Annotated in this window: 22 protein-coding genes; 15 read left to right on the top strand and 7 right to left on the bottom strand. The window is 44.8% G+C overall.

Annotation, left to right across the window (positions count from 1 at the left end):
• The first annotated feature begins 19 nt into the window (after positions 1-19).
• Together R7O03_RS10750 and R7O03_RS10755 are read left to right on the top strand one after the other, a co-directional pair.
• A complete protein-coding gene (locus tag R7O03_RS10750; protein ID WP_005394653.1) occupies positions 20-442 on the top strand; it encodes a MarR family winged helix-turn-helix transcriptional regulator in 423 nt (140 codons plus the stop codon).
• A gap of 124 nt (positions 443-566) precedes the next feature.
• Positions 567-1913 (top strand): MATE family efflux transporter, encoded by a 1347-nt coding sequence (locus tag R7O03_RS10755; protein ID WP_062730457.1) that lies wholly within the window; start codon positions 567-569, stop codon positions 1911-1913.
• A gap of 53 nt (positions 1914-1966) precedes the next feature.
• Here the strand turns inward: R7O03_RS10755 and R7O03_RS10760 are convergent, their stop codons facing one another.
• The 3 genes from R7O03_RS10760 to R7O03_RS10770 form a co-directional block, all read right to left on the bottom strand.
• Complete coding sequence (locus R7O03_RS10760) at positions 1967-2845, bottom strand: U32 family peptidase (protein WP_005380107.1); 879 nt, start codon at positions 2843-2845, stop codon at positions 1967-1969.
• Between the two features lie 20 nt (positions 2846-2865).
• Entirely contained in the window at positions 2866-3879 is a 1014-nt protein-coding gene (locus R7O03_RS10765; protein WP_005386427.1) for a ubiquinone anaerobic biosynthesis protein UbiU, read from the bottom strand.
• A 133-nt stretch (positions 3880-4012) separates the two neighbouring features.
• Positions 4013-6052 carry a bifunctional diguanylate cyclase/phosphodiesterase gene (locus tag R7O03_RS10770; RefSeq protein WP_176311149.1) on the bottom strand — a complete coding sequence of 680 codons (2040 nt, stop codon included), beginning with the start codon at positions 6050-6052 and terminating at the stop codon, positions 4013-4015.
• Between the two features lie 363 nt (positions 6053-6415).
• On the opposite strand from R7O03_RS10770, the gene R7O03_RS10775 reads away from it, so the two are divergent.
• Positions 6416-6943, top strand: coding sequence for a ubiquinone anaerobic biosynthesis accessory factor UbiT (locus R7O03_RS10775; RefSeq protein ID WP_005394645.1), 528 nt, complete (start codon positions 6416-6418; stop codon positions 6941-6943).
• A complete protein-coding gene (locus R7O03_RS10780) occupies positions 6927-7430 on the top strand; it encodes a GNAT family N-acetyltransferase (protein WP_017820425.1) in 504 nt (167 codons plus the stop codon). Before R7O03_RS10775 ends, R7O03_RS10780 begins: the two co-directional genes overlap by 17 nt.
• 62 nt (positions 7431-7492) lie before the next feature.
• Here R7O03_RS10780 and R7O03_RS10785 read toward each other — a convergent pair whose 3' ends face one another.
• Positions 7493-7939, bottom strand: coding sequence for a hypothetical protein (locus R7O03_RS10785; RefSeq protein ID WP_176311148.1), 447 nt, complete (start codon positions 7937-7939; stop codon positions 7493-7495).
• Between the two features lie 159 nt (positions 7940-8098).
• Here R7O03_RS10785 and R7O03_RS10790 point away from each other — a divergent pair, with 159 nt between their 5' ends.
• The 6 genes from R7O03_RS10790 to R7O03_RS10815 all read left to right on the top strand — a co-directional run bounded on the left by R7O03_RS10790 (position 8099) and on the right by R7O03_RS10815 (position 13380).
• The gene (locus tag R7O03_RS10790) at positions 8099-8497 is read left to right on the top strand and encodes a DNA polymerase III subunit psi (RefSeq protein WP_017635885.1); all 399 of its coding nucleotides are present in this window, start codon (positions 8099-8101) and stop codon (positions 8495-8497) included.
• A 12-nt stretch (positions 8498-8509) separates the two neighbouring features.
• A complete protein-coding gene (gene rimI, locus R7O03_RS10795; RefSeq protein WP_158174144.1) occupies positions 8510-8965 on the top strand; it encodes a ribosomal protein S18-alanine N-acetyltransferase in 456 nt (151 codons plus the stop codon).
• Positions 8966-9250: 285 nt separating this feature from the next.
• Positions 9251-10840 (top strand): peptide chain release factor 3, encoded by a 1590-nt coding sequence (gene prfC / locus R7O03_RS10800; protein WP_005380123.1) that lies wholly within the window; start codon positions 9251-9253, stop codon positions 10838-10840.
• A gap of 94 nt (positions 10841-10934) precedes the next feature.
• Complete coding sequence (locus R7O03_RS10805) at positions 10935-11132, top strand: DUF5363 family protein (RefSeq protein ID WP_005380125.1); 198 nt, start codon at positions 10935-10937, stop codon at positions 11130-11132.
• Positions 11119-11892, top strand: a complete 774-nt coding sequence (locus R7O03_RS10810) for a TatD family hydrolase (protein WP_318131703.1) — start codon at positions 11119-11121, stop codon at positions 11890-11892. Before R7O03_RS10805 ends, R7O03_RS10810 begins: the two co-directional genes overlap by 14 nt.
• Positions 11893-12096: 204 nt before the next feature.
• The gene (locus R7O03_RS10815; protein WP_005380131.1) at positions 12097-13380 is read left to right on the top strand and encodes a NupC/NupG family nucleoside CNT transporter; all 1284 of its coding nucleotides are present in this window, start codon (positions 12097-12099) and stop codon (positions 13378-13380) included.
• A 358-nt stretch (positions 13381-13738) separates the two neighbouring features.
• Here the strand turns inward: R7O03_RS10815 and R7O03_RS10820 are convergent, their stop codons facing one another.
• Entirely contained in the window at positions 13739-13873 is a 135-nt protein-coding gene (locus tag R7O03_RS10820; protein ID WP_005391675.1) for a hypothetical protein, read from the bottom strand.
• 90 nt (positions 13874-13963) lie between these two features.
• On the opposite strand from R7O03_RS10820, the gene deoC reads away from it, so the two are divergent.
• From deoC to deoD, 4 genes are all read left to right on the top strand, one after another.
• Positions 13964-14740, top strand: a complete 777-nt coding sequence (gene deoC / locus R7O03_RS10825) for a deoxyribose-phosphate aldolase (protein ID WP_005380133.1) — start codon at positions 13964-13966, stop codon at positions 14738-14740.
• Positions 14741-14837: 97 nt separating this feature from the next.
• Positions 14838-16166: a thymidine phosphorylase gene (gene deoA, locus R7O03_RS10830; protein ID WP_025768209.1), complete on the top strand. Its 1329-nt coding sequence runs from the start codon at positions 14838-14840 to the stop codon at positions 16164-16166.
• A 68-nt stretch (positions 16167-16234) separates the two neighbouring features.
• Positions 16235-17455, top strand: coding sequence for a phosphopentomutase (locus tag R7O03_RS10835; protein WP_054700480.1), 1221 nt, complete (start codon positions 16235-16237; stop codon positions 17453-17455).
• 143 nt (positions 17456-17598) lie between these two features.
• A complete protein-coding gene (gene deoD / locus R7O03_RS10840) occupies positions 17599-18318 on the top strand; it encodes a purine-nucleoside phosphorylase (protein ID WP_005380140.1) in 720 nt (239 codons plus the stop codon).
• Positions 18319-18413: 95 nt separating this feature from the next.
• Here deoD and R7O03_RS10845 read toward each other — a convergent pair whose 3' ends face one another.
• Entirely contained in the window at positions 18414-19019 is a 606-nt protein-coding gene (locus R7O03_RS10845; protein WP_005391677.1) for a YtjB family periplasmic protein, read from the bottom strand.
• A 91-nt stretch (positions 19020-19110) separates the two neighbouring features.
• Here R7O03_RS10845 and serB point away from each other — a divergent pair, with 91 nt between their 5' ends.
• Complete coding sequence (gene serB / locus R7O03_RS10850) at positions 19111-20091, top strand: phosphoserine phosphatase (protein ID WP_005380142.1); 981 nt, start codon at positions 19111-19113, stop codon at positions 20089-20091.
• A 63-nt stretch (positions 20092-20154) separates the two neighbouring features.
• Here serB and R7O03_RS10855 read toward each other — a convergent pair whose 3' ends face one another.
• A complete protein-coding gene (locus R7O03_RS10855) occupies positions 20155-22503 on the bottom strand; it encodes a PilZ domain-containing protein (RefSeq protein ID WP_238970088.1) in 2349 nt (782 codons plus the stop codon).
• Positions 22504-22545: the final 42 nt, after the last annotated feature.

Consider the following 22545-nt stretch of genomic DNA (forward strand, 5'->3'; position numbering starts at 1 on the left):
ACTAAGTGGTGGTGGCTTTATGGCATTAGAAGAAAGCTTGATTGATTTAGAGCGTTTTTGCGCCAAAGCTTGGCGTGTCTATGCCAAAGAAGATCCATTATCACATCTAAGCTTTAATGAGTTCGATTATTTACGTGTGATTCAGGTTTACCCTGAGGGTGTGCGAATAACCGATCTTGCAGAAGAGCTGCAAGTGACTAAGCCTTCCGCGTCGACAATGGTTGTGCGTCTGGAAAAAAAGGGTTTGGTGAAACGCATCGCATGTAATGAGGATGCTCGTGCTAAGCGTGTGTTGCTTACAGAAGAAGTCGCAGAAAAAATGTCTTTGGAACAGGTGGTTTACAAAGATATCTCTGAACAAATGATGCAACAATTAAATCAGCAAGAAGCTGAGCAGTTACAAGCTTTACTGAATAAAGCATTGAGCAATAAGTCATTTTAAACTAAACCAAAGGCCTCCGCTGTACGCATTAGCCTTTGGTGTTTCATTTTTCTTTTATTTAATTTAACCATTTAGTTAGTCTTGCTAATTAAATGGTTAGCTTTGCTAACTACTGGTGACAGTCATGCAAAACTCAATTTATAGACAGTTTTGGAAATATACGATTCCAACCGTCGCAGCAATGCTCGTAAACGGTTTGTATCAAATAGTTGATGGCATTTTTATTGGCCGTTATGTTGGCGCTGACGGATTAGCTGGGATCAATGTTGCGTGGCCTATTATCGGCTCGATCCTCGGTATAGGAATGATGATTGGGGTGGGGACTGGCGCGCTGACTTCGATCAAGCAAGGAGAGAACGATCATGAAGGCGCTAAGCGAATCCTAACGACCGGATTGACGTTGTTAGCGGCATTGATGCCGGTCGTTGCTACAATATTGTTCTTGTTTTCGGATGAATTTATTCGCTGGCAAGGTGCGGAAGGGCGAGTGTTTGAACTTGCGCTGCAATATTTGCATATTCTGATTGTCGCGTGCGTATTCACGTTGGGTTCTATCGCGGTTCCGTTTCTGTTACGCAATGACGACAGCCCGAACTTAGCAACGATTTTGATGGTCATCGGTGCCGTTATTAACATTGTATTAGACTACGTATTTATTGCTTGGTTGGAGTGGGAGTTAACCGGAGCCGCTATTGCCACTGCACTTGCACAATTAGTGGTCACTGTGCTCGGTATTGGTTACTTCTTTACTTCAAAAGCAACATTACGCCTTCGTATCCGCGACTTCAAAGTTCAGGTTGATGCTGCACCAAAGATTATCATGATAGGTACATCAAGTTTCTTTATGTACGCCTACGGCTCTGTGATGGTGGCACTGCACAACGCGTTATTTGCTCAATACGGAAGTGCAATGTTGATCGGAGCGTACGCCATTTTGGGGTACATCGTGACGGTTTACTATCTGATAGCCGAAGGAATTGCGAATGGTATGCAGCCTTTAGTGAGCTTCAACCACGGTGCACGTAATCAGGAGAACATCAGAAAGTTATTAAAGGTCGCGATGGGGACATCTGTGCTTGGTGGGGTGGCGTTCGTTGTTTTGATGAACCTTTTCCCGTACGAACTGGTTGCGGTGTTTAATAATGCTGACCAACAGTTGATTGATAGCACTGTGATCGGGATTCGTTTACACATGTTTGCGTTGTTCTTAGATGGTTTTTTAGTTGTGGCGGCCGCGTACTATCAATCAGTAAACAAAGGCAGCAAAGCTATGTTTGTAACACTAGGCAACATGCTGGTCCAGTTGCCATTCTTATTCATTATGCCGAAACTTTTCGGCGTGACAGGCATTTGGTTAGCTTTCCCATTGTCTAACATTGCATTGAGTTTGGTCGTGATCAGTATGTTGTGGCGAGATGTGAAAAAGCTGCTTAATGAAACTTCGGCTGAGCCAACAGTGCAAGCCTGTTAACAATGGCTGATAGAGAAAAGCGAGGTTGGGCCTCGCTTTTCTTTTTTGGGGAGCTAAATGTTTTTTACTTCTAAGCCAGCTAGCTGATGCCAATAGCCATTGCATTGGCGGCTTTCAAGTTTTTCAGGGTTGTCGCCGTGCTCGTTTGAGCGAAAATGCTCTAACTCAGAAAGTGTACTCACACCGAGAGGGCTTAATCGGACCACATCAACCAGGCCTTGCATACTTGGTAAGTCATTGATCAGGTTATAACAATACCCTGATTGCGTTTGAATGCCGTTAAGGTTAAAGACTTCTTGTCCTTCTTGGCTGCTGACCTGGATACCCGTAGGGTATTTGATACAGCAGGTTTCGCAATCGTCTTTCGCTAGGTTTTCAGCTCGGGCTGTGAAACAGCGAGCGGAATATGCTAAAGGCAAATAACCGTGGCTAAATACCTCAACTTCAAACTTGTTACGAATACCAAGCTCGTCACACTGAACCAAAGTATCGTTTAACCATTCGCGAGAGAGCTCGACAGGCATGCACCAACGCATCATACCTTGCTTCAAAAATAAGTTGAGCGTGTGTGCGTTATAAGTATTGATTGCAGGGCCAACGACGAAAGGCACTTTATGCTCTGATGCCAATTGAACAGCAGATACGTCATTTGCTTCAATCGCGAAGTCACCGTTGTCGATGTACTTCTTCATTATGTTTACTTCACTCGGAGCTTCTAGTAGTGCCATTGTTGATAGCACCACTTGCTTGCCAGATGCAGACAGCTCTTTTGCTATTTCAAGCCAATGCGAAGGCTTCATTTCTCGACGTTTTGAGCATACGGTTTCCCCAAGATAGATGATGTCCGCGGAGCTTGATTTCGCTTGTTCATAAAACGCTTCGATGTCTTGTTTTGGCCAGAAGTACAACAGCGGGCCAAGCGCGTATTTCATTGAATTATCCATCTTAACCTCTACTGCCATTTGCGGTGATAAGCACCAAGTGTGGTCTGCGTACCTTCAGACACGTTTGCCAATGCGGCATCCCAAGCCGCTTCGACTTGATAAGCTTCTGGGTTTGCTTGGTAACGGTCAATCGCGGCTCGCCATGTTCGAGTGACTTGTTCTACGTAAGCAGGGCTACGTTGGCGACCTTCAATTTTTACAGACGCCACATTTGCAGCAAATAGTTCTGGTAGCATAGAGAGGGTGTTCAAACTGGTTGGTTCTTCCAGTGCGTGGTAGCGTTTTTTCTCGCCTTCGATTTCAGCTTCGAAACGACCTTTACACAAGGTAGGGTAGCCCGCATTTTCACCGGCGCTGTAGCGATCGATCAAAATGTCGTTAAGGCGGGATTCCAGACCATTTTCTGTTTCTTGCCAGCGAACGTACTTAGCTGGAGAGCATGCTCCCACAGTGTTTGGAGACTCGCCTGTCATATATGACGATAGGTAGCAGCGACCTTCAGACATGATGCAAAGGCTACCAAAAGCAAAGACTTCTAACTCGACATCGCTAGTGATGTTGCGTGAAAGCTGTTTGACCTGATGAATCGATAAAACGCGAGGTAATACTACCCGTTTTACGTTGAAGTTTTGTTTGTAAAAATCAATGGCTGCGACGTTGGTCGCTGATGCTTGCACTGAAAGGTGTAGTTCCAGATCGGGATATTTGCGAGCCGCGTACTCCAGCACTGCAATGTCTGCAACAATCAGCGCGTCTACACCCAGTGCCGCTGCATTGTCTACTGCGTTCGTCCAGCGCTCGAAGCCATTGGGATGAGCGAAGGTATTCAACGCGACATGAATTTTTTTATTGCGGTCATGAACGTATTGCACCGCTTTTTCTAATTTCTTGCCGTTAAAGTTGAGGCCAGCAAAGTGACGGGCGTTGGTATCATCTTTGAAACCAATGTAGACGGCATCGGCACCGCAATCAATCGCAGTTTTTAACGCAGGCAGGTTACCCGCGGGACACAAGAGTTCCATATGCTCACAATCATTGAGAATAAAAAGGTGTCCGCATTTTATGAAGAATTATGAATAGCGAAATTGACCTAAGTTAGGTTTAGCTCAATAAAGTCGATATTTACCCCTTGCGAGTAAGGGGATCGGGTCGGGGTTAGTTCTTGTGACGACGATTCTGTACAAACAGCTCTTCAATTTCATGTTTTGGCTGCGGGCGATAAAAATGGAATCCTTGAATCGCATTACATTGAAGGTTAGAGAGCAAAGTAGCTTGCTGGTGGGTTTCCACCCCCTCGGCAACGACAGTTAAGTCGAGCGACTTACCCAGATTAATGATGTTTTCAATCACAGTGACTTGTTTCGGTAGTGTGTCGATATCATTAATAAAAGCGCGGTCGATTTTTAGCTCGTCAATAGGGAAACGCGCTAAGTAGGAAAGAGAAGAGTAGCCGGTACCAAAGTCATCGATAGAGAGAGCGAAGCCAAGCTTTTTAATCGCATTCAACATTTGCAGTGTATGTTCGCTATCACTCATCACGGCACTTTCGGTTAGCTCGAAGGTAATGCAGCTTGGATCAAGCTCGGTAGTGCGAAGCAGCTTTTCCATAAAGTCGATCAGCTGTGGGTTGCCAAATTGCTCGGGAGAGAGGTTGATGGCGACACGGCCTGGCAGTATGCCTTGTTGCTTCCAACGTTTTACCGTATTGAAAACATCACGCATCACGACACGTCCAAGGTGTTCGATTAACCCAGCGCGCTCGGCGACAGGAATGAATGAGCCAGGACTAATGTACCCTTCGACTGGATGCTTCCAACGAACGAGCGCTTCTGCGCCGTTGATACTGAAGTCTCGCGCGTTAACCTTAGGTTGATACCACACTTCCAAACCGTTCTGCTGCAATGCTTTTTGCAGTTCGATTTCGAGCCACAAACGCATACGCGCTTCTTTGTTCATTTGATCGTTAAATTTGATCAGACGATTTCTACCACGATCTTTGGCTTCATACATCGCAGTATCGGCATTTTGTAGTAGGATTCGCGCATCTTGTCCGTCTTCAGGGTATCGAACGCTACCAATTGAACACGCAAGGCGTTTACTGAAGTGGTGCAAGTCGAAAGGTTGGTTGATCAACGAGATAATGCGATCGGACAAAATTTCAGCCATGCGGGTGTTTTCTGGCTCCGGCAGAATGACGCCAAACTCATCGCCACCCAAATGACCAATAATCGCTTGGTTTGGTAGTAACCGTTTAAGACGGGCCGATACCTCTTGAATCACTTTATCGCCAATATGGTGACCAAGTGAGTCATTTATGTTTTTGAAGTTATCGATATCCAAATAGAACACCAGAAGCGGTGTTTGCTTTTTGATCAGCTGTTCCAAACGTTTGGTGAAGCCAAAGCGGTTGTAGAGTTTGGTGAGCGAGTCAATGTGTATGTCTTCATTCGATGCGGAAGACAGGTTTTTGGGCGCATCATCAGCATCTTGGATTAGGATAATTTGAGATTCGCTACCTAATATCGCCGTGGAATCCGCGTGTAGCTGAACTTTCCGTTCAAAGCCGCATCTTGCGCTGGTTAAGCAGACAAAAGGTTTGTCAGAAATTAAAGTACTCAATCGATGACTAAATACCTTTTTACTGTTTTCATCGATGAATAAACGACTTAGCTCTTCGCCCAACAATTCATGAGGAGAGTTAAGTCCGAGAAGGCGCGCTGATGCGGGGTTCGCAGAGATGACAACATCATCTTCGATAAGCAGTAAGCCGTCTGGTAGCAGTTGTGTTAACTTCGCAAACTTACTTTCGGACTCTTCTAAGGAGCGAACGAGTATCTGCTTTTCTGAAGTATCGACAGCGTGAAAAACAACAAAGCGAATGTCGTTACCTTCAAAAACTGGCGAAAGACTAAAGTGAAGACTGGTTTCAAGGTCGGTTTCATCGAGCGTGATTTCGGCTTCGACATGTGCCCCTTTGAACGCGCGCTGATAGTATGGTGCAAGCTTCTTATAAAACTGTTCACCCAGCACTTGGCAATCGTTTAAGCCGACGATTTCCTCATGACTTAAACCTGCGATATCGCAGTAACGGTCACTTACCATTCGATAATTGTGTTTTTTATCAAGAATGGCAAAGAAGAAAGGGCTATTTGAGGTTAGCGTGGCAAACCAATGTTTTAATTGCTGGGAAGGCATTAGGGTATTACCGATCTCCAATGAGCCAGATTATTCGTCCGTGTATAAAAAGCGACACCCTGATAAGCCTGCGGCGGTCTACCACCAAACCAAAGTGTTACTTGCCATTAAAGGGCTCGCGGTTTTAGCTGTGCAGTCGACAATCACATGGATACGCTCAGATAACTATAACTTTGAAAATACGGTTGTAAAAGTGTTTATCCACCTGTTCGCATCAATAATACACGTAAGTTCAAAAAAAGAAGCGTTAGTGAACAATAAACCACCAATCTAAAATAAGCACTTTATTGATACATAACAGTAATCTCATCGCCACGATTGCTTAATATAAGCAACCTAATGACAAAGTAACGGATAATGAACGTGTTAAACAAGATTCGCAGTCAACTAGTAAAGAACGCAGCTAATATTTTGCGTTCTCCAGTCCAGTTATTACCACAGCCAATTCAGCAAAAAGCGTTGCTGGAAGGGCTAAAAATGGTGTTTAAAGAAGCCTTGGAAGATGGTGACTTTGAGTTCCTTGAAGACAAGTGGTTAAAAGTTGCGATTAAAGACTTGAACTTAGCATGGTACATCAGCTATCAAGACGAAAAATTGGTGGTAGCTGAAAAACCAGTTCAGGAAGATGTGAGTTTTAGTGGTAATCTAAACGACCTAGTACTGATTGCTGGTCGTAAAGAAGACCCTGACACACTGTTCTTCCAACGTCGCCTTTCAATTGAAGGTGATACTGAGCTTGGCTTAGAAGTGAAAAACTTAATGGACAGTGTCGACTTAGAGCAGTTACCGAAAGCAATGCAAGTCGCTTTGAATCAATTGGCTGATTTTGTTCAGAAAGGAGTTCAAGCGCCTGCACAACCAACCGGAGTAGCGAATGCTTATTCGAACTGAAGCCCCAGCGGACATTCTTACCATTGACCGCTTATTGAAACACGCCTTCCCGACGGAAGCTGAAGCTGAGCTTGTGATGCGTTTGCGCGAAAACAGCAAATTCACGCTTTCCTTAGTCGCGTGTACAGATGAGGGAGAGGTGATAGGCCATGCTTTATTTAGCCCTGTGACCTTAAATGGTGAAGATTTGTCATGGCAAGGGCTAGCGCCATTAGCTGTTCATGAAGATTACCGTCGCCAAGGCATCGCTGCAGAGTTGATCAAAGAAGGTTTTGATTCACTGCGTGATTTTGGCTATCCAGTGTGTGTGGTGTTGGGCGATCCTGATTATTACGCGCGCCAGGGTTTTCAATCATGCGACGAGATGGGCTTTGAATGTGCTTGGGATGTCCCTAAAGGTGCATTTCGAATCGCAGAGTTGGTCGAAGGTCAATGTGCCGGACGCTCCGGACGTATAGACTATGCGCCAGAGTTTTCTGAACTGTAAATGAAAGAAGCCCACGACTATGTGGGCTTCTTTCTTATTCACTGAAAACTGAGATAGGGAGGTTACGATGACGGGTTACTTTTCTTTTTGCCCCAGACCTCTATTTTCGCTTTTTTACTTACCCCTAGCAGGCTAAGTTTTGTGCTTCCCCAGCTACTGTAAGTCATTTCAATCTGTTTTAGCTTGGCTTCTTTTGTACCTGGAAGGCTCCAGGCACGAGTCGACAATCCGCTTGTTAGTACGCCCATCGAGGAAAGCTTTTTCTCACTACCATCTGTCATGACGACTTTTAAACCATTAATGTCTACCGTTCCTTGCACACATTTTAGTTTTATTTTACTGAAGCTTCGGTTTCGGAATAGACTATTTGGTGTCACGGTATCTGTTTCTGTATGAAAGTTAACGGTTTTCGTTGCAATCAGCTCCCACTCATCGCTGTTATTAGCAAAAACACTCATGCTGGTGGCGGCTACCAGTGTGCAAAGCAGTAGCGTATTTAAGAATTTCATAATGTACCTCATATGTCATACCCAATGTGTGGCCGTTGGCAAAACGCTATGTTAAGGAATATCCAAATCATCTCATTGTGTTCAGGTGTTCCTTGAAGTCCTTTAGGTATAATCGCGATAATTTGATAGGATTGCCCTCGTTCAAATAGGTGACGGAAAATGTCAATTAACGAGAAACAGTATTTACGTGAAATGGGGATCAGCACATGGGAGCTGGTACACCCTGAAAGACTGGAAGGCTATCAATCGCCATTATTGGATTTGCAAAGTTCATGTAAACTCCTATTGGTATCGCCAATATGTCCAGAAAACGAGACGGCATTGATGTTTGAGCGCGTATTAAAAAGCATTAAGCTCACGCTTGATGATGCGCTACACCTAGAGCCTGAGCGCTTATCCATGCTGGGTGAACATCAGCTAGAGTGGGTGTGGTTTGCAGGCTGTGAGGCTGATAAAAGCATCAAGGCAAAGCACCTGACCTCGCCACTATTACAAGATATTGATGGTAATAACGAACAGCGCCGCGCATTGTGGCAACAAATCTGTTCGTACTCTTAACGGAGCTAATGCGTGACAATTGAAATTACGCCGATGTGTGCAGATCACCTCGACCAAGTTTGGCAAATCGAGCAGCAAGCACATTCTCACCCTTGGGCCGAATCTTTGGTTCGTGACTTATCCAGTCGCGGTGCTTGCCATCATGTGATGCTGGAAGGCTCTCAAGTGGTTGGTTACTTCTATGGACAGAATATTGTTGGAGAAGTGACACTATTAAATATTGCAGTAGCGCCTTCTCAACAGGGCAGAGGGCTAGGGCAAAAATTGCTGGACGCGTTTATTGAACACTGTGAACAAGCCAAAGCAGAGAGTGCTTGGTTAGAAGTGCGTGAAAGTAATCACCCAGCTATCCATATTTATGAGCAAGCAGGTTTTAATGAAGTGGACCGTCGTTACAACTATTACCCAGCTAAATCGGGAAATGGTAAGGAAGACGCCATTATCATGAGTTACTTATTTTTGAGTTAGTTTTAGGCCGTTACTAATTACCTCATCAACACTTATGCTTTAAATGCGTATCCGGATTCGAGGCTTTTGAATATGTAATAATAATTTTTTGAATTTTTACATCTCTTTGTGTGGAGCTGGCTCTCCCTTGTTAGTTGCAGGTAAAGGCTGGTGAGCCGAGTAAATTCAGTTCATGTCTTTCCAGTTTGCTAGCACAGCGATAATAAGCGAGAATACCGCACAATATCGAATAGTAGATATGCTTGCCTATTTTGTGAGCATGAAAGTAATTTAGAAGATTAACTAATGTCAAATCCCCTTTTTTTAGGCGAAGTGTCTAAGCGCAGAACGTTCGCTATTATTTCTCACCCGGATGCGGGTAAAACCACCATTACTGAAAAAGTCCTTTTATTCGGAAACGCGATCCAAAAAGCAGGTACGGTTAAAGGTCGTGGTAACGCACAGCACGCAAAATCAGACTGGATGGAAATGGAAAAAGAACGTGGTATCTCGGTAACCACTTCTGTAATGCAGTTCCCTTACAATGACTGTCTGGTAAACCTACTTGATACGCCTGGACACGAAGACTTCTCGGAAGATACATACCGTACGTTAACGGCAGTAGACTCGTGTTTGATGGTTATCGATGCGGCGAAAGGTGTCGAGGATCGTACACGTAAGCTGATGGAAGTAACGCGTCTGCGTGACACGCCAATCGTAACCTTCATGAACAAACTTGACCGTGACGTTCGTGATCCAATGGAAGTATTGGACGAGGTAGAAAACGAGTTGGGCATGATGTGTGCGCCAATTACATGGCCAATCGGCTGTGGTAAAGAATTTAAAGGTGTGTACCACATTCACCGTGATGAAACGATTTTATACGAATCAGGTCACGGTCATGAGATTCAAGAAGTTCGAATCATCAAAGGTCTCGACAACCCAGAGCTTGATGAAAAAGTTGGTGCAGGCCTTGCGGAAAGTGTTCGAGAAGAGCTTGAGCTTGTCATGGGTGCTTGCCCTGAGTTTGATTTGGAAATGTTCTTAACCGGTGATCTTACGCCAGTTTACTTCGGTACTGCATTAGGTAACTTTGGTGTGGATCATATGCTAGACGGTCTAACTGAATGGGCCCCAGCGCCGAAAACTCGTCAAGCGGTTGAACGTGAAGTTGAAGCGACCGAAGAGAAGTTCTCTGGTTTCGTATTTAAGATCCAAGCGAACATGGACCCAAAACACCGCGACCGTATCGCATTCATGCGTATTGTATCGGGCACTTACACGCAAGGTATGAAGATGAACCACGTTCGTCTTGGCAAGCAAGTGAGTATCTCTGATGCAGTAACCTTTATGGCTGGTGACCGTGCACGTGCAGAACACGCTTACGCCGGTGACATCATTGGTCTACACAACCACGGCACTATTCAGATTGGTGATACCTTTACGCAAGGTGAATCACTGAAGTTCTCTGGTATTCCGAACTTCGCTCCGGAACTATTCCGTCGTATTCGCCTGAAAGATCCATTAAAGCAGAAGCAGCTTCTCAAAGGTTTGGTTCAGCTATCAGAAGAAGGTGCGGTACAGGTATTCCGTCCTCTACAGAACAACGATCTGATCGTTGGTGCCGTTGGTGTACTTCAGTTCGATGTTGTTGTGGCTCGTTTGAAATCTGAGTATAACGTTGAAGCGATTTATGAAGGCATTAACGTTGCAACTGCTCGTTGGGTTGAGTGTGGTGATGCGAAGAAACTGGATGAGTTCCAACGCAAGAATCAAGCGAACTTAGCATTGGATGGTGGTGATAACCTAACGTATATCGCTCCAACAATGGTTAACTTAAACTTGGCGAAAGAGCGTTTCCCTGACGTTGATTTCCGTGCGACGCGTGAGCACTAATTTGCGCGGTTAGGGTAAGCCTTAACGCAAACTAGATTTTAAAACGCCCTTGGCTATAAACTTAGCCAAGGGCGTTTTTATATAAGGATAAGATATGAATTGGTTTAAACGTGGGCTAAAGCGTTACGACAACTGGTGTAAAGAGATGGGGTTAACTCCCGATCAGAAACGCAGTTGTGTCCCATATCGAAAAGACCCTGCCCATCAAACTGAAGAGAAGAGTGAAGCCCAACCATCCTCTGATTTTCTGCCCGCAGATACAGATAAAAAGCGTCAAGATGAAGCTCTTTGATACGCACTGCCACTTTGATTTTGATGTGTTTCAAGATGACTTTGCGCATCAACTTGAGCTTGCTCAAACGCAAGGCGTCGCAAGAATTTTGATTCCTTCCGCCGGTCCGCAAAACTGGGCTCGTATTCAAACTTTGGCAGAGCAACATGCCAATTTGTATTATGCGCTCGGCTTTCATCCGTATTTTCTTGAAGATAACGTTGAGCAGCACCTTACAGAGCTAGAAGGCTATCTAAATCAAAAAGGACCACAGTGCGTAGCAATAGGAGAGTGTGGTTTAGATTTTGCCATTGATGTTTATCCACAGTTGCAAGAAAAGATACTTGAAGTTCAATTTGAGCTGGCTAGACGCTTCGAACTCCCAGTTATTTTACATAGCCGAAAAGCGCACAATCGCCTCATTCAAATGGTGAAATCGGCGAATCTCCCTAGAGGTGGTGTGCTACACGCTTTTTCTGGGAGTTATCAGCAAGCCATGGAGTGGGTCAAATTAGGTTTTTTTATCGGTGTAGGAGGAACGATTACCTACCCAAGAGCCAAGAAAACACGCGACGCAATTCAAAAATTACCACTCGAAAACCTAGTAATCGAAACAGACGCACCAGATATGCCTATACTTGGATATCAAGGGGAGTCAAATCACCCAGCCAAACTCATTCACGTCTTTAATGAGCTCGTAGAGTTGCATAACGGCCGAAAGCAATCGATTGCCTCTCAACTGTGGAAAAATAGCAATTTTGCTTTCTCGATATGTGAATAAAATCTAAAGATGTGGTTTGAAATCGAAAACGTTTTCCTGCTTATTGTGAATTAACTCACAAAGCTGGTTGAATCAATCATGAATCTTATAGGAAAGTGTGAGGCTGGCATTACTTTAATTGATTCTGCATGAGTATAATTGCCCCCGCTTTATAGCTCCATTTTGTAACACGCCAATAAATAACTTATAAGGAAGTCATAAACTATGAGCCTGTTTATGAGCCTAATCGGTATGGTAGTGCTTCTTGCGATTGCAGTGGCATTTTCTAACAACCGAAAAGCTATCAACTTTAGAACTGTGGGTGGCGCATTCGCTATCCAATTCGCATTAGGTGCATTTGTTCTGTATGTACCTTGGGGCCGTGATCTACTAAACGGTTTCTCTTCAGGTGTTTCTAACGTTATCAACTACGGTAACGATGGTTCATCATTCCTGTTCGGTGGTCTTGTTTCTGACAAGATGTTCGAAGTATTCGGCGGCGGCGGTTTCATCTTCGCATTCCGTGTTCTTCCTACACTGATCTTCTTCTCTGCACTGATTTCAGTTCTTTACTACATTGGCGTTATGCAATGGGTTATCAAGATTCTTGGTGGCGCACTACAAAAAGCGCTAGGCACTTCGCGTGCGGAATCAATGTCAGCGGCAGCTAACATCTTCGTAGGTCAAACTGAGGCACCTCTAGTTGTTCGTCCATTCGTTCCAAAAATGACTCAATCAGAGCTATTCGCGGTAATGTGTGGTGGTCTAGCTTCTGTTGCTGGTGGTGTACTAGCTGGTTACGCATCTATGGGTGTTCCACTAGAGTACCTAGTTGCGGCATCATTCATGGCAGCACCAGGTGGTCTACTGTTCGCTAAAATTCTTCACCCTGAGACTGACCAGCCTCACGAAAGTATCGAAGAAGCGATGGACGGCGGTGACGACAAACCAGTTAACGTAATCGACGCAGCTGCGGGCGGTGCGGCTTCTGGTCTACAACTTGCGCTTAACGTAGGTGCAATGCTAATCGCATTCGTTGGTCTAATCGCGCTAATCAACGGTATGCTAGGTGGCATCGGTGGTTGGTTCGGCATGCCAGAACTAACACTAGAGCTAATCCTAGGTTACGCGTTCTCTCCACTAGCATTCCTAATCGGTGTTCCATGGGCAGAAGCTGTAACAGCTGGTTCATTCATCGGTCAGAAAATCGTAGTGAACGAATTCGTTGCTTACTTGAACTTCACACCATACCTAGGTGAAAACGCTCAAGTAATCGCGGCAACTGGTGAAGTAATGTCTGAGAAGACAACAGCTATCATCTCATTCGCACTATGTGGTTTCGCGAACCTTTCTTCTATCGCGATTCTACTTGGTGGTCTAGGTAGCCTTGCACCAAACCGTCGTAGTGACATCGCTCGCATGGGTGTTAAAGCAGTTCTTGCAGGTACGTTGTCTAACCTTATGGCAGCGACAATTGCAGGCTTCTGCTTAAGCCTTGCAGCACTATAATTAGAATCGGTTCTTAATATATAGACGCCGTTTTACATCATGCCCTGTAGCAAGAGATTGCTGCGGGGCATTTTTCGTTTTTCGGGCTCCAAAATTTCATCGGGTGTTTGCCTTAGTCGAGGTATTACGCAGTCAATGGAATAGGGGCTAGGAAATTTTGAGATACAAACCGTTTGCGCTCTATTTGGTGCTACAGTTTTGCGGTGAAACTCTATAATGTATTAATCACAGGATAGTGGTTAAGCTTGATTCTTAATCACGTAATGAATATTACATAATCGATGGGCAAATGAATTGCCCTGCAATATCAGATCTAATAGGCGTTTTGCTTTGTGATGTGATATTAAAGACACCGCAATCATAGATTGTTGTGCCATAGGCCAAACTGGTACTGTGCGGTGACAAGGATAGCAATTGGCATATGATAAATTTTCGCTGTATATGCCGAGTCTTCAGGGAACCAAGTCCGTTCATTAATAGACTGTTTAGCCATTTACTCACATTGTCTCGACTTGTTGATTATAGTTAAAGACGTGATGTAAGGCTGAGTAGTGAATTTTTTGAATATTGATCGGAGATAGAAATGAGCGATTTAAAAGCAGCAGCGCTACGTGCACTTAAACTTATGGACCTAACTACGTTGAATGACGATGACACTGATGCAAAAGTGATCTCACTATGTCATGACGCGAAAACAGCAGTAGGCAACACAGCTGCAATTTGTATTTACCCTCGCTTTATTCCTATTGCTAAGAAGACACTTCGTGAGCAAGGTACGCCAGAGGTTCGTATTGCAACAGTAACGAACTTCCCACATGGTAACGACGACATTGAAATCGCAGTTGCTGAAACAAAAGCGGCGGTTGCTTACGGTGCAGACGAAGTTGACGTAGTTTTTCCTTACCGCGCGCTAATGGCGGGTGATGAGAAAGTAGGCTTCGAACTAGTTAAGCAATGTAAAGAAGCTTGTGGTGACATTCTTCTTAAAGTGATCATCGAAACAGGTGAACTAAAAGAAGAAGCACTAATCAAGAAAGCATCTCAAATCTGTATTGAAGCAGGTGCTGACTTCATTAAAACTTCAACTGGTAAAGTGCCAGTAAACGCAACACCAGAATACGCTCGCATGATGCTTGAAGTTATTCGCGACATGGGTGTTGCAGAAACTGTTGGTTTCAAACCAGCAGGTGGTGTGCGCACTGCTGAAGACGCAGCAGCATACCTAGCAATGGCTGACGAAATCCTAGGTGACAACTGGGTTGATGCTCGTCACTACCGTTTTGGTGCGTCTAGCCTGCTAACCAACCTACTAAATACATTAGAAGTATCGGACGACGTCGCTGATCCAACAGCGTACTAATTCCAATAATACGTCTGAACGGTAGCACCTAAACGGGTGCTACCAAACCTCTTCTATCCTACTACAACCATGGCTCAAAAGAGCTTGGGAGGCACTAATGTATTTACCACAAGAAATCATTCGTAAAAAACGTGACGGCGAAGTACTTACCGCAGACGAAATCAACTTCTTTATTCAAGGCGTAGCGAACAACACGGTATCTGAAGGTCAGATTGCGGCGTTTGCTATGACGATTTTCTTTAATGAAATGACCATGGATGAGCGCATCGCCTTAACGTGTGCAATGCGTGATTCGGGCATGGTTATCGACTGGAGCCACATGAACTTCGGTGGTCCAATTGTCGACAAACACTCAACCGGTGGTGTGGGTGACGTAACTTCTTTAATGCTTGGCCCAATGGTGGCAGCGTGTGGCGGTTTCGTACCTATGATCTCTGGCCGCGGTCTTGGTCATACAGGCGGTACGCTGGATAAACTTGAATCTATCCCTGGTTACAACATTACGCCGAGCAACGATGTTTTTGGTCAAGTAACCAAAGACGCTGGTGTGGCGATCATCGGTCAAACTGGTGACCTTGCTCCTGCGGATAAGCGTGTTTACGCGACTCGTGATATTACCGCAACGGTAGACAATATCTCCCTGATTACGGCGTCGATCCTTTCTAAGAAACTGGCGGCGGGTCTGGAATCGCTAGTGATGGACGTAAAAGTGGGTTCAGGTGCATTTATGCCAACTTACGAAGCGTCTGAAGAGCTAGCAAAATCAATCGTTGCGGTAGCAAACGGTGCTGGCACTAAAACTACGGCAATTCTTACGGACATGAACCAAGTATTGGCGTCTTCAGCGGGTAACGCGGTAGAAGTTCGTGAAGCGGTTCGTTTCTTAACGGGTGAATACCGTAATCCTCGTCTACTTGAAGTGACCATGGCTTCATGTGCTGAAATGTTAGTACTTGGCAAGCTTGCTGAGAACACAGAAGACGCACGCGCAAAACTGATGGAAGTGCTGGATAACGGCAAAGCGGCTGAGTGCTTCGGCAAGATGGTTGCCGGTTTAGGCGGCCCTGCGGACTTCGTAGAAAACTACGACAACTACTTAGAAAAAGCAGCAATCATTAAGCCAGTTTACGCAACAGAAACGGGCATTGTCTCTGCAATGGATACACGTGCTATCGGCATGGCTGTGGTTGCTATGGGTGGTGGTCGTCGTGTTGCTACTGATGAAATCGACTACGCAGTTGGTTTCGACGAGTTCATCCGCCTAGGTGAGGTCGCAGACAGTGATAAACCTCTTGCGGTCATCCACGCTCGCACTGAAGAGCAATGGGAAGAAGCGGCAAAAGCACTGCGCAGTGCAATCAAAGTAGGTGGTGAATACACACCAACTCCAGAGGTTTACCGCCAAATTCGTGCAGAAGATATCTAATAGAACAAGTAATTACACAAGGCCTACTCAACCATAATAAAAAGCCGAGTGGGCCTAAGGAACGAGCAATGAAAAGAGCATTTATTTTAGTACTAGACTCATTCGGTATCGGTGCAACTGCCGATGCTAAAGAATTTGGTGATGTAGGTTCAGACACACTAGGTCACATCGCTGACCAATGTGACAAAGGCTTAGCAGATAACGACAATCGCCAAGGTGCACTTCGCCTTCCAAATCTATCGAAACTTGGTTTGGCAATGGCGCATAAAGAATCGACAGGTCGCTTCGCACCTGGACTAGACGCAGACGCTGAAATCATTGGTGCATACGGTCATGCAGCAGAGCTTTCTTCAGGTAAAGACACGCCGTCTGGTCACTGGGAAATCGCAGGTGTTCCTGTTCTGTTTGACTGGGGTTACTTCACTGACAAAGCAAACAGCTTCCCGAAAGAATTGACTGACCGCATTCTTGAGCGTGCAGGTCTTGACGGTTTCCTAGGTAACTGTCACGCGTCTGGTACTCAAGTTCTTGACGATCTTGGTGAAGAGCACATGAAGACTGGCAAACCAATCTTCTACACGTCTGCTGACTCTGTATTCCAAATCGCATGTCACGAAGAGACTTTCGGTCTAGACCGTCTACTAGAGCTTTGCCAAATCGCACGTGAAGAGCTAGAAGATTACAACATTGGTCGTGTTATCGCGCGCCCATTCGTTGGTGCTGGTAAAGGTCAATTTGAGCGTACAGGTAACCGTCGTGATCTTTCTGTAGAGCCACCATCAGCAACGGTTCTTCAGAAGCTCGTTGATGAGAAGCAAGGCAACGTGGTTTCTATTGGTAAGATTGCTGATATCTACGCAAACTGCGGCATCACTAAGAAAGTGAAAGCGACAGGTATCCCTGCATTGTTCGAAGCAACGCTAGAGCAAATCAAAGAAGCGGGCGACAACACGATCGTATTCACTAACTTTGTAGACTTCGACTCAGCTTACGGTCACCGTCGTGACGTAGCGGGTTACGCAGCGGCACTTGAGTACTTCGATGATCGTATCAACGAAGTGCTAGAGATTATGGAAGAAGACGATGTGCTTATCCTAACGGCAGACCACGGCTGTGACCCAACATGGCCAGGTACTGACCATACTCGTGAGCACATCCCAGTATTGGTTTATGGTCAAAAAGTACCAGCTGGTTCTCTTGGCCGCCGCGAAACATTCGCAGATATCGGTCAAACATTGGCAAGTTACTTCGGTACTTCTCCAATGGATTACGGTAAGAACTTCCTATAATTAGTTAGGTTTTTGAAAACTAGGAGCTTGATAGCTCCTAGTTTTATGTTTGCAGTATGTAAATGCTGCTTGTCGGAAATGAGAATACTCTGGCTTATATCGCCTTAAGCGCGGAGCGCTAGAGAAAGGTTAAGGAAAAGAAAATGGCAACTCCACATATCAATGCTGAAATGGGTGCATTTGCAGACGTCGTACTGATGCCTGGTGATCCACTACGTGCAAAATACATCGCAGAGACTTTCCTTGAAGATGTCGTTCAAGTGTGTGACGTTCGTAATATGTTTGGTTACACAGGTACATACAAAGGCCGTAAGATCTCGGTAATGGGCCACGGTATGGGTATCCCATCATGCTCGATTTACGCGACTGAACTAATCAAAGACTTCGGCGTGAAGAAAATCATCCGTGTTGGCAGCTGTGGCGCAGTGAATGAAGACATCAAAGTGCGTGATGTTGTGATCGGCATGGGTGCATGTACTGACTCTAAAGTGAACCGTATCCGCTTTAAAGGTCATGACTTCGCGGCAATCGCAGACTACAACATGGTTCGTGCGGCAGAAGACGCTGCAAAAGCTCGCGGTATTGACGTTAAAGTTGGTAACCTATTCTCAGCAGAGCTTTTCTACACGCCAGATCCAGAAATGTTCGATGTAATGGACAAGTACGGCATTGTTGGTGTTGAAATGGAAGCGGCTGGTATTTACGGTGTTGCGGCAGAATACGGTGCAAAAGCTCTGACAATCTGTACGGTTTCTGATCATATCAAGACTGGCGAACAGACTACATCTGACGAGCGTCAAACGACATTCAACGACATGATGCTAATCGCACTAGATTCAGTATTGCTTGGTGACGAAGAGTAAGCGACGAAGAGTCATTCTATTTTTCGCTCTCAAGAGCTAAAAAAACAGCCCGCACATTACGGGCTGTTTTTATATGAGTTGTTAGCGCTACCTAGTTACTTGGTTAGCAGCAGGTTTGGCGCTTTTTTACGACGTATCGGTTGTCGACGTAAAATCAAGATGAACAACATACCACAGACAAAGCTCATTAAGACCATCATGTACATATAACGATCGCTCTTGCGATAGTGGTGGTCAGAAATAGCCGTCACCCGGCCCGTCTCAAAGGTCACGCGAACAAAACCGATAAGCGCACCATCTGCAAAAACTGGTTCAACCAACTGCTGGCGACCAATGGAAGCTGTTGCCAAAGGCGTATCCAGGCCAAGAACTTCGCGTACCGATAATGCCTCTTCACTAGACGCTAAACGTACACCCTGTGCATCGTAGATTGTTGCATCAAACACTAAACGGTCTTGTGCTAGCTGGTTTGTTAGCTGAAGTAATCGTTCTTGATCTTTAGTTAAAATCATCTCACTGGCAGAAAGAGACGCCTGTGAAATCAAAACTTTGGTGAGCGTTTCAAGCTGTTGTGCTTGAATTTTCTCATTACCCTTACTGATCACAACACTGTTTTTTATTGTGATAAACAACATCACACACAGTAGGATTAGTGCCAGAATTCTTAGGGCATTCCTTACTGAGAACAAAGATTCACTCATGCTCTTTACTCATCCATTTAAAATAAAACAAAGACTTGCCTTTTTAGTTTGTTGAGGTAACGTTTTAGCAAAGTCATAAGGGATTATATACATGGACGCGTCAAAAAGCTTGCCTATCAGAAAACATACGACACTTTTAAAACGATTACCCGAGACTCGATTTGCCTCCCAATTAGATAAAGCAAAAGCAAACTGGATCGTATTTGCTGAGTACCTTTCGCCAAGTCACTTCGAAGACATTGATTTCTTCACCGGCTTTTACAACCCAATACTAGAAACGTGGAAAGTTGGCCAATATGAAGTAGCCCTGATGGCCGGAGAGTTGACTCCTCAACATGAAACGATCTTACAAAGTCTCAACCTAGATTACGCCTCGCTTAATGAAGTGCCCGATCTATCAACCCAAGGGTTGATTGTATTTGATATGGATTCAACGGCGATCCAGATAGAGTGTATTGATGAAATCGCGAAACTGGCAGGAGTAGGGGATGAGGTCGCTGAAGTCACTGAACGTGCCATGCAAGGTGAGCTGGATTTTGAGCAAAGTTTACGTCAGCGAGTTGGTAAGCTCAAAGGTGCCGATGAATCAATTCTTGAACAAGTTCGTTCCCAGTTACCATTCATGCCGGACTTTGAAGCGCTAATTGCGACGTTGAAAGCCTTGGGCTGGAAAACAGCGATTGCCTCCGGTGGTTTTACTTACTTCTCTGATTACATCAAAGATAAAGTCGACTTAGACTTTGCTCGCTCCAATCAATTAGAAATTATTGACGGCAAACTCACGGGTAAAGTACTTGGCGATGTGGTAACGGCGCAGATGAAGTCAGACATTCTAGTGGAATTGGCGGATGAATATGAAATTGAGCAGCACAACACGGTTGCTGTCGGTGATGGCGCTAATGATCTTGTGATGATGTCGGTGGCAGGATTAGGGATTGCGTATCACGCAAAACCAAAAGTGGAAGCTCAAGCGCAATCAGCGATTCGCTTTGCAGGGTTGGGCGGTGTGCTCTGTATTTTATCTGGCGCATTGGTGAAGCAGCAAAAGGTCAGCTGGAAAGCTAAACCTTAACCATCCATTCAAAAACACCGCCAGAAAGGCGGTGTTTTTTTTCAATTTGGTATGACTTTGAATTTACTCGGTTAACTCCAATCTAATTACAACCTCTTCAGTAATGTCTTCAAATTCACTGTAACCAACGAGCGCTGTTAACTCTTTTTCTAACTTGCTCGCTTGATGTACGCCAAATTGGGTTAAGTCACTTAAATCTTGTTGCAGTAATGATGTCATCGGATCGAAAATTGGCGCAGTAGAAAGGCGAATCACGTAAAAGTCACCCATCATTCGCGCTTTCTTTATAAATTGAATCCGCTCTTTTACGCTGTTGAACTCTTGATGAAGCTTTGACTCAATGCCTGTAATTTTATTGCCTACTTTTGCGGCGCTTATGTAGATATCCTGATGTCTGGCTTGAGCACCTTCTACACGTTTTATTGGCTCTGCGATTAATGTGCTTGTCCGGCCTTTAAAGATAGGTTCAAGTGACAACAGTTGGTCATGCCCAAGACGGGCAAAAAGCTCAATGTGTTTAGGTAGCGGCAAGTTCACCCCGATAACGGGGGTTTTGATTGAAGATGACGTACTCTTACTGATAAAAATGGGCGTGCTCAGCGTACGCGAGAGCAACATGCAGTGTAGCCTTTCAAGTAGAGCATTACTTGGTAGCGTCTCTTTTTGCGGGATTAGCTTGTCTTGATTGTGCTCGATAATGCTGTTGAAAAAAGCGATTACCTTCATGGTTTGGCTGCTTTCATCAATAACTAGCTGCACGCTACAACCGTCTGGGCTTACACGAATTACTCGGTATGGCACCGACATTAACGGCAATTTTTTATCGTAGAGTTGTAATTCTCGAAAGTTGATTCTTACCTCTTGCCCAGAACGTAACATCGTGGGCTCACTTAGCCTAATTCCGAGTCCTCGTTTGGAAAGGTCAACAGTACTGCCGCCTGTTTTAGTCTGTCCTGAGTACAACTCTAAAGGTGTTTTAAAACGATAACGAGGCTCTTTTCGACGAGACTTTGCATCAAAATAAATGCCCTTTGGATTGCCGATAACTCTTCTCGGATGGCGAAACGCGTTTAATGTATTAGCGGGTAAGCGCGGCTTTTCAGTTAGCAGGTAATCCTGCCCTGACTTTTCGTCAGCAATTTCTTGCAAAATACCAATATGAGTCAGTGATTGAGACGTTTCTGCTAACTCTGGAGAGAAAGCTGCTAGGTCTTCCTGTTCTTGCTCAGATAGTTCAAAGATTGAAATTCTAAACGCGCGCCAACTCTCTCGTTTGCCACCTAAATGCCAAAATAGCTGGCGCTGTTCGCGAGTTGCTTCAGGGCGAAACATCGAATAGAAATAGGTTCGATTCTCGTGCTCGTGAGTAAATGAATAAAGGACATTGGTTGTTCCTTTAACACCAGGCTTAATGAGTGACGCGATGCGTTGCTCGTTGAATAAGGAACCAAACATTTGCTGGTTTCTCTCATCGTGCCAGTATTGCCAAAGCTTTTGATTGTTTGGCGTTAACATTGCTAATTTTAGGTCACTACCATCAAAGAATAGAGGCAAGCTGCTGGTGTGCTTTAGTGCGATGTGCTCATAACCGCGAGTTCGAGCTCGAATAATCTTGTCTTGATTGTCGTGACGAGCCCTTTTAGCAGCACTGTTGAGCGCTTCATCTATCACTCTGGTGACGACATTGGTGTCAGTTAAGCGTATGGTTCTGAGGTATCGAACTGAATCATTTTCGTAACAGTCATCAACCGCGAGTATGCGGTATGCAAGCGGTTTCTCTATACCTGCAACGTTAGATTTGCTGGCAAATTCAGTAAACGTGACCTGAATAATTTCCCCAAGGTTATATTTAAATGCGCTAGGGACTTTGAACTTTGCGCCAGAGCTAGATAAATCAATGCTTAATCCATGAAGAAGCTGTCCTTTAGAACGGCAAATTTCAACTTGAGATTGGACTTTCAAGCGTTTTTCTTGGCGCTTTAAATCATAGCCTAGGTGAACGGGTTCTGCTAAGAACGGGCTTTTAGGATCCGTTAACGATTGCGTTTTTTGCTGAGTAAGGCGCTTGCTCATTACGCGAAAGTTATTTCGCGTGTTGACCAATGCTTCCCACATTCCTTCCGTGTAGCAGCCAAACTTTTTGATGTTTTTATGGTAAGCGTTGAAAGCAACGTCATCCAACCAATGTGGAATGCCATCTAAAATATACTCGCGACATTCGCCTTGAACGCGACCTCGCAAATCAATGCTTTTTTTGCATGGAGCCATTAAGCGGTTAAGTTCCATTTTAACCAAAATTTTGGCCGAAGGCGGCTCTTCCTCGGTCAGTTGGCCAAGGACAAAGTCAAAGTCATTCGTACCGTAAACGGGAATGAGTCGTTCTGCGAGCGAGAGAATTTCAGATTGCTGCATTATTTCTGTTAGAGTATGTCGTTACTTTAAATTGTATCGGCT

Source organism: Vibrio sp. Vb2960 (assembly GCF_033337665.1).
Lineage (GTDB): Bacteria > Pseudomonadota > Gammaproteobacteria > Enterobacterales > Vibrionaceae > Vibrio > Vibrio alginolyticus.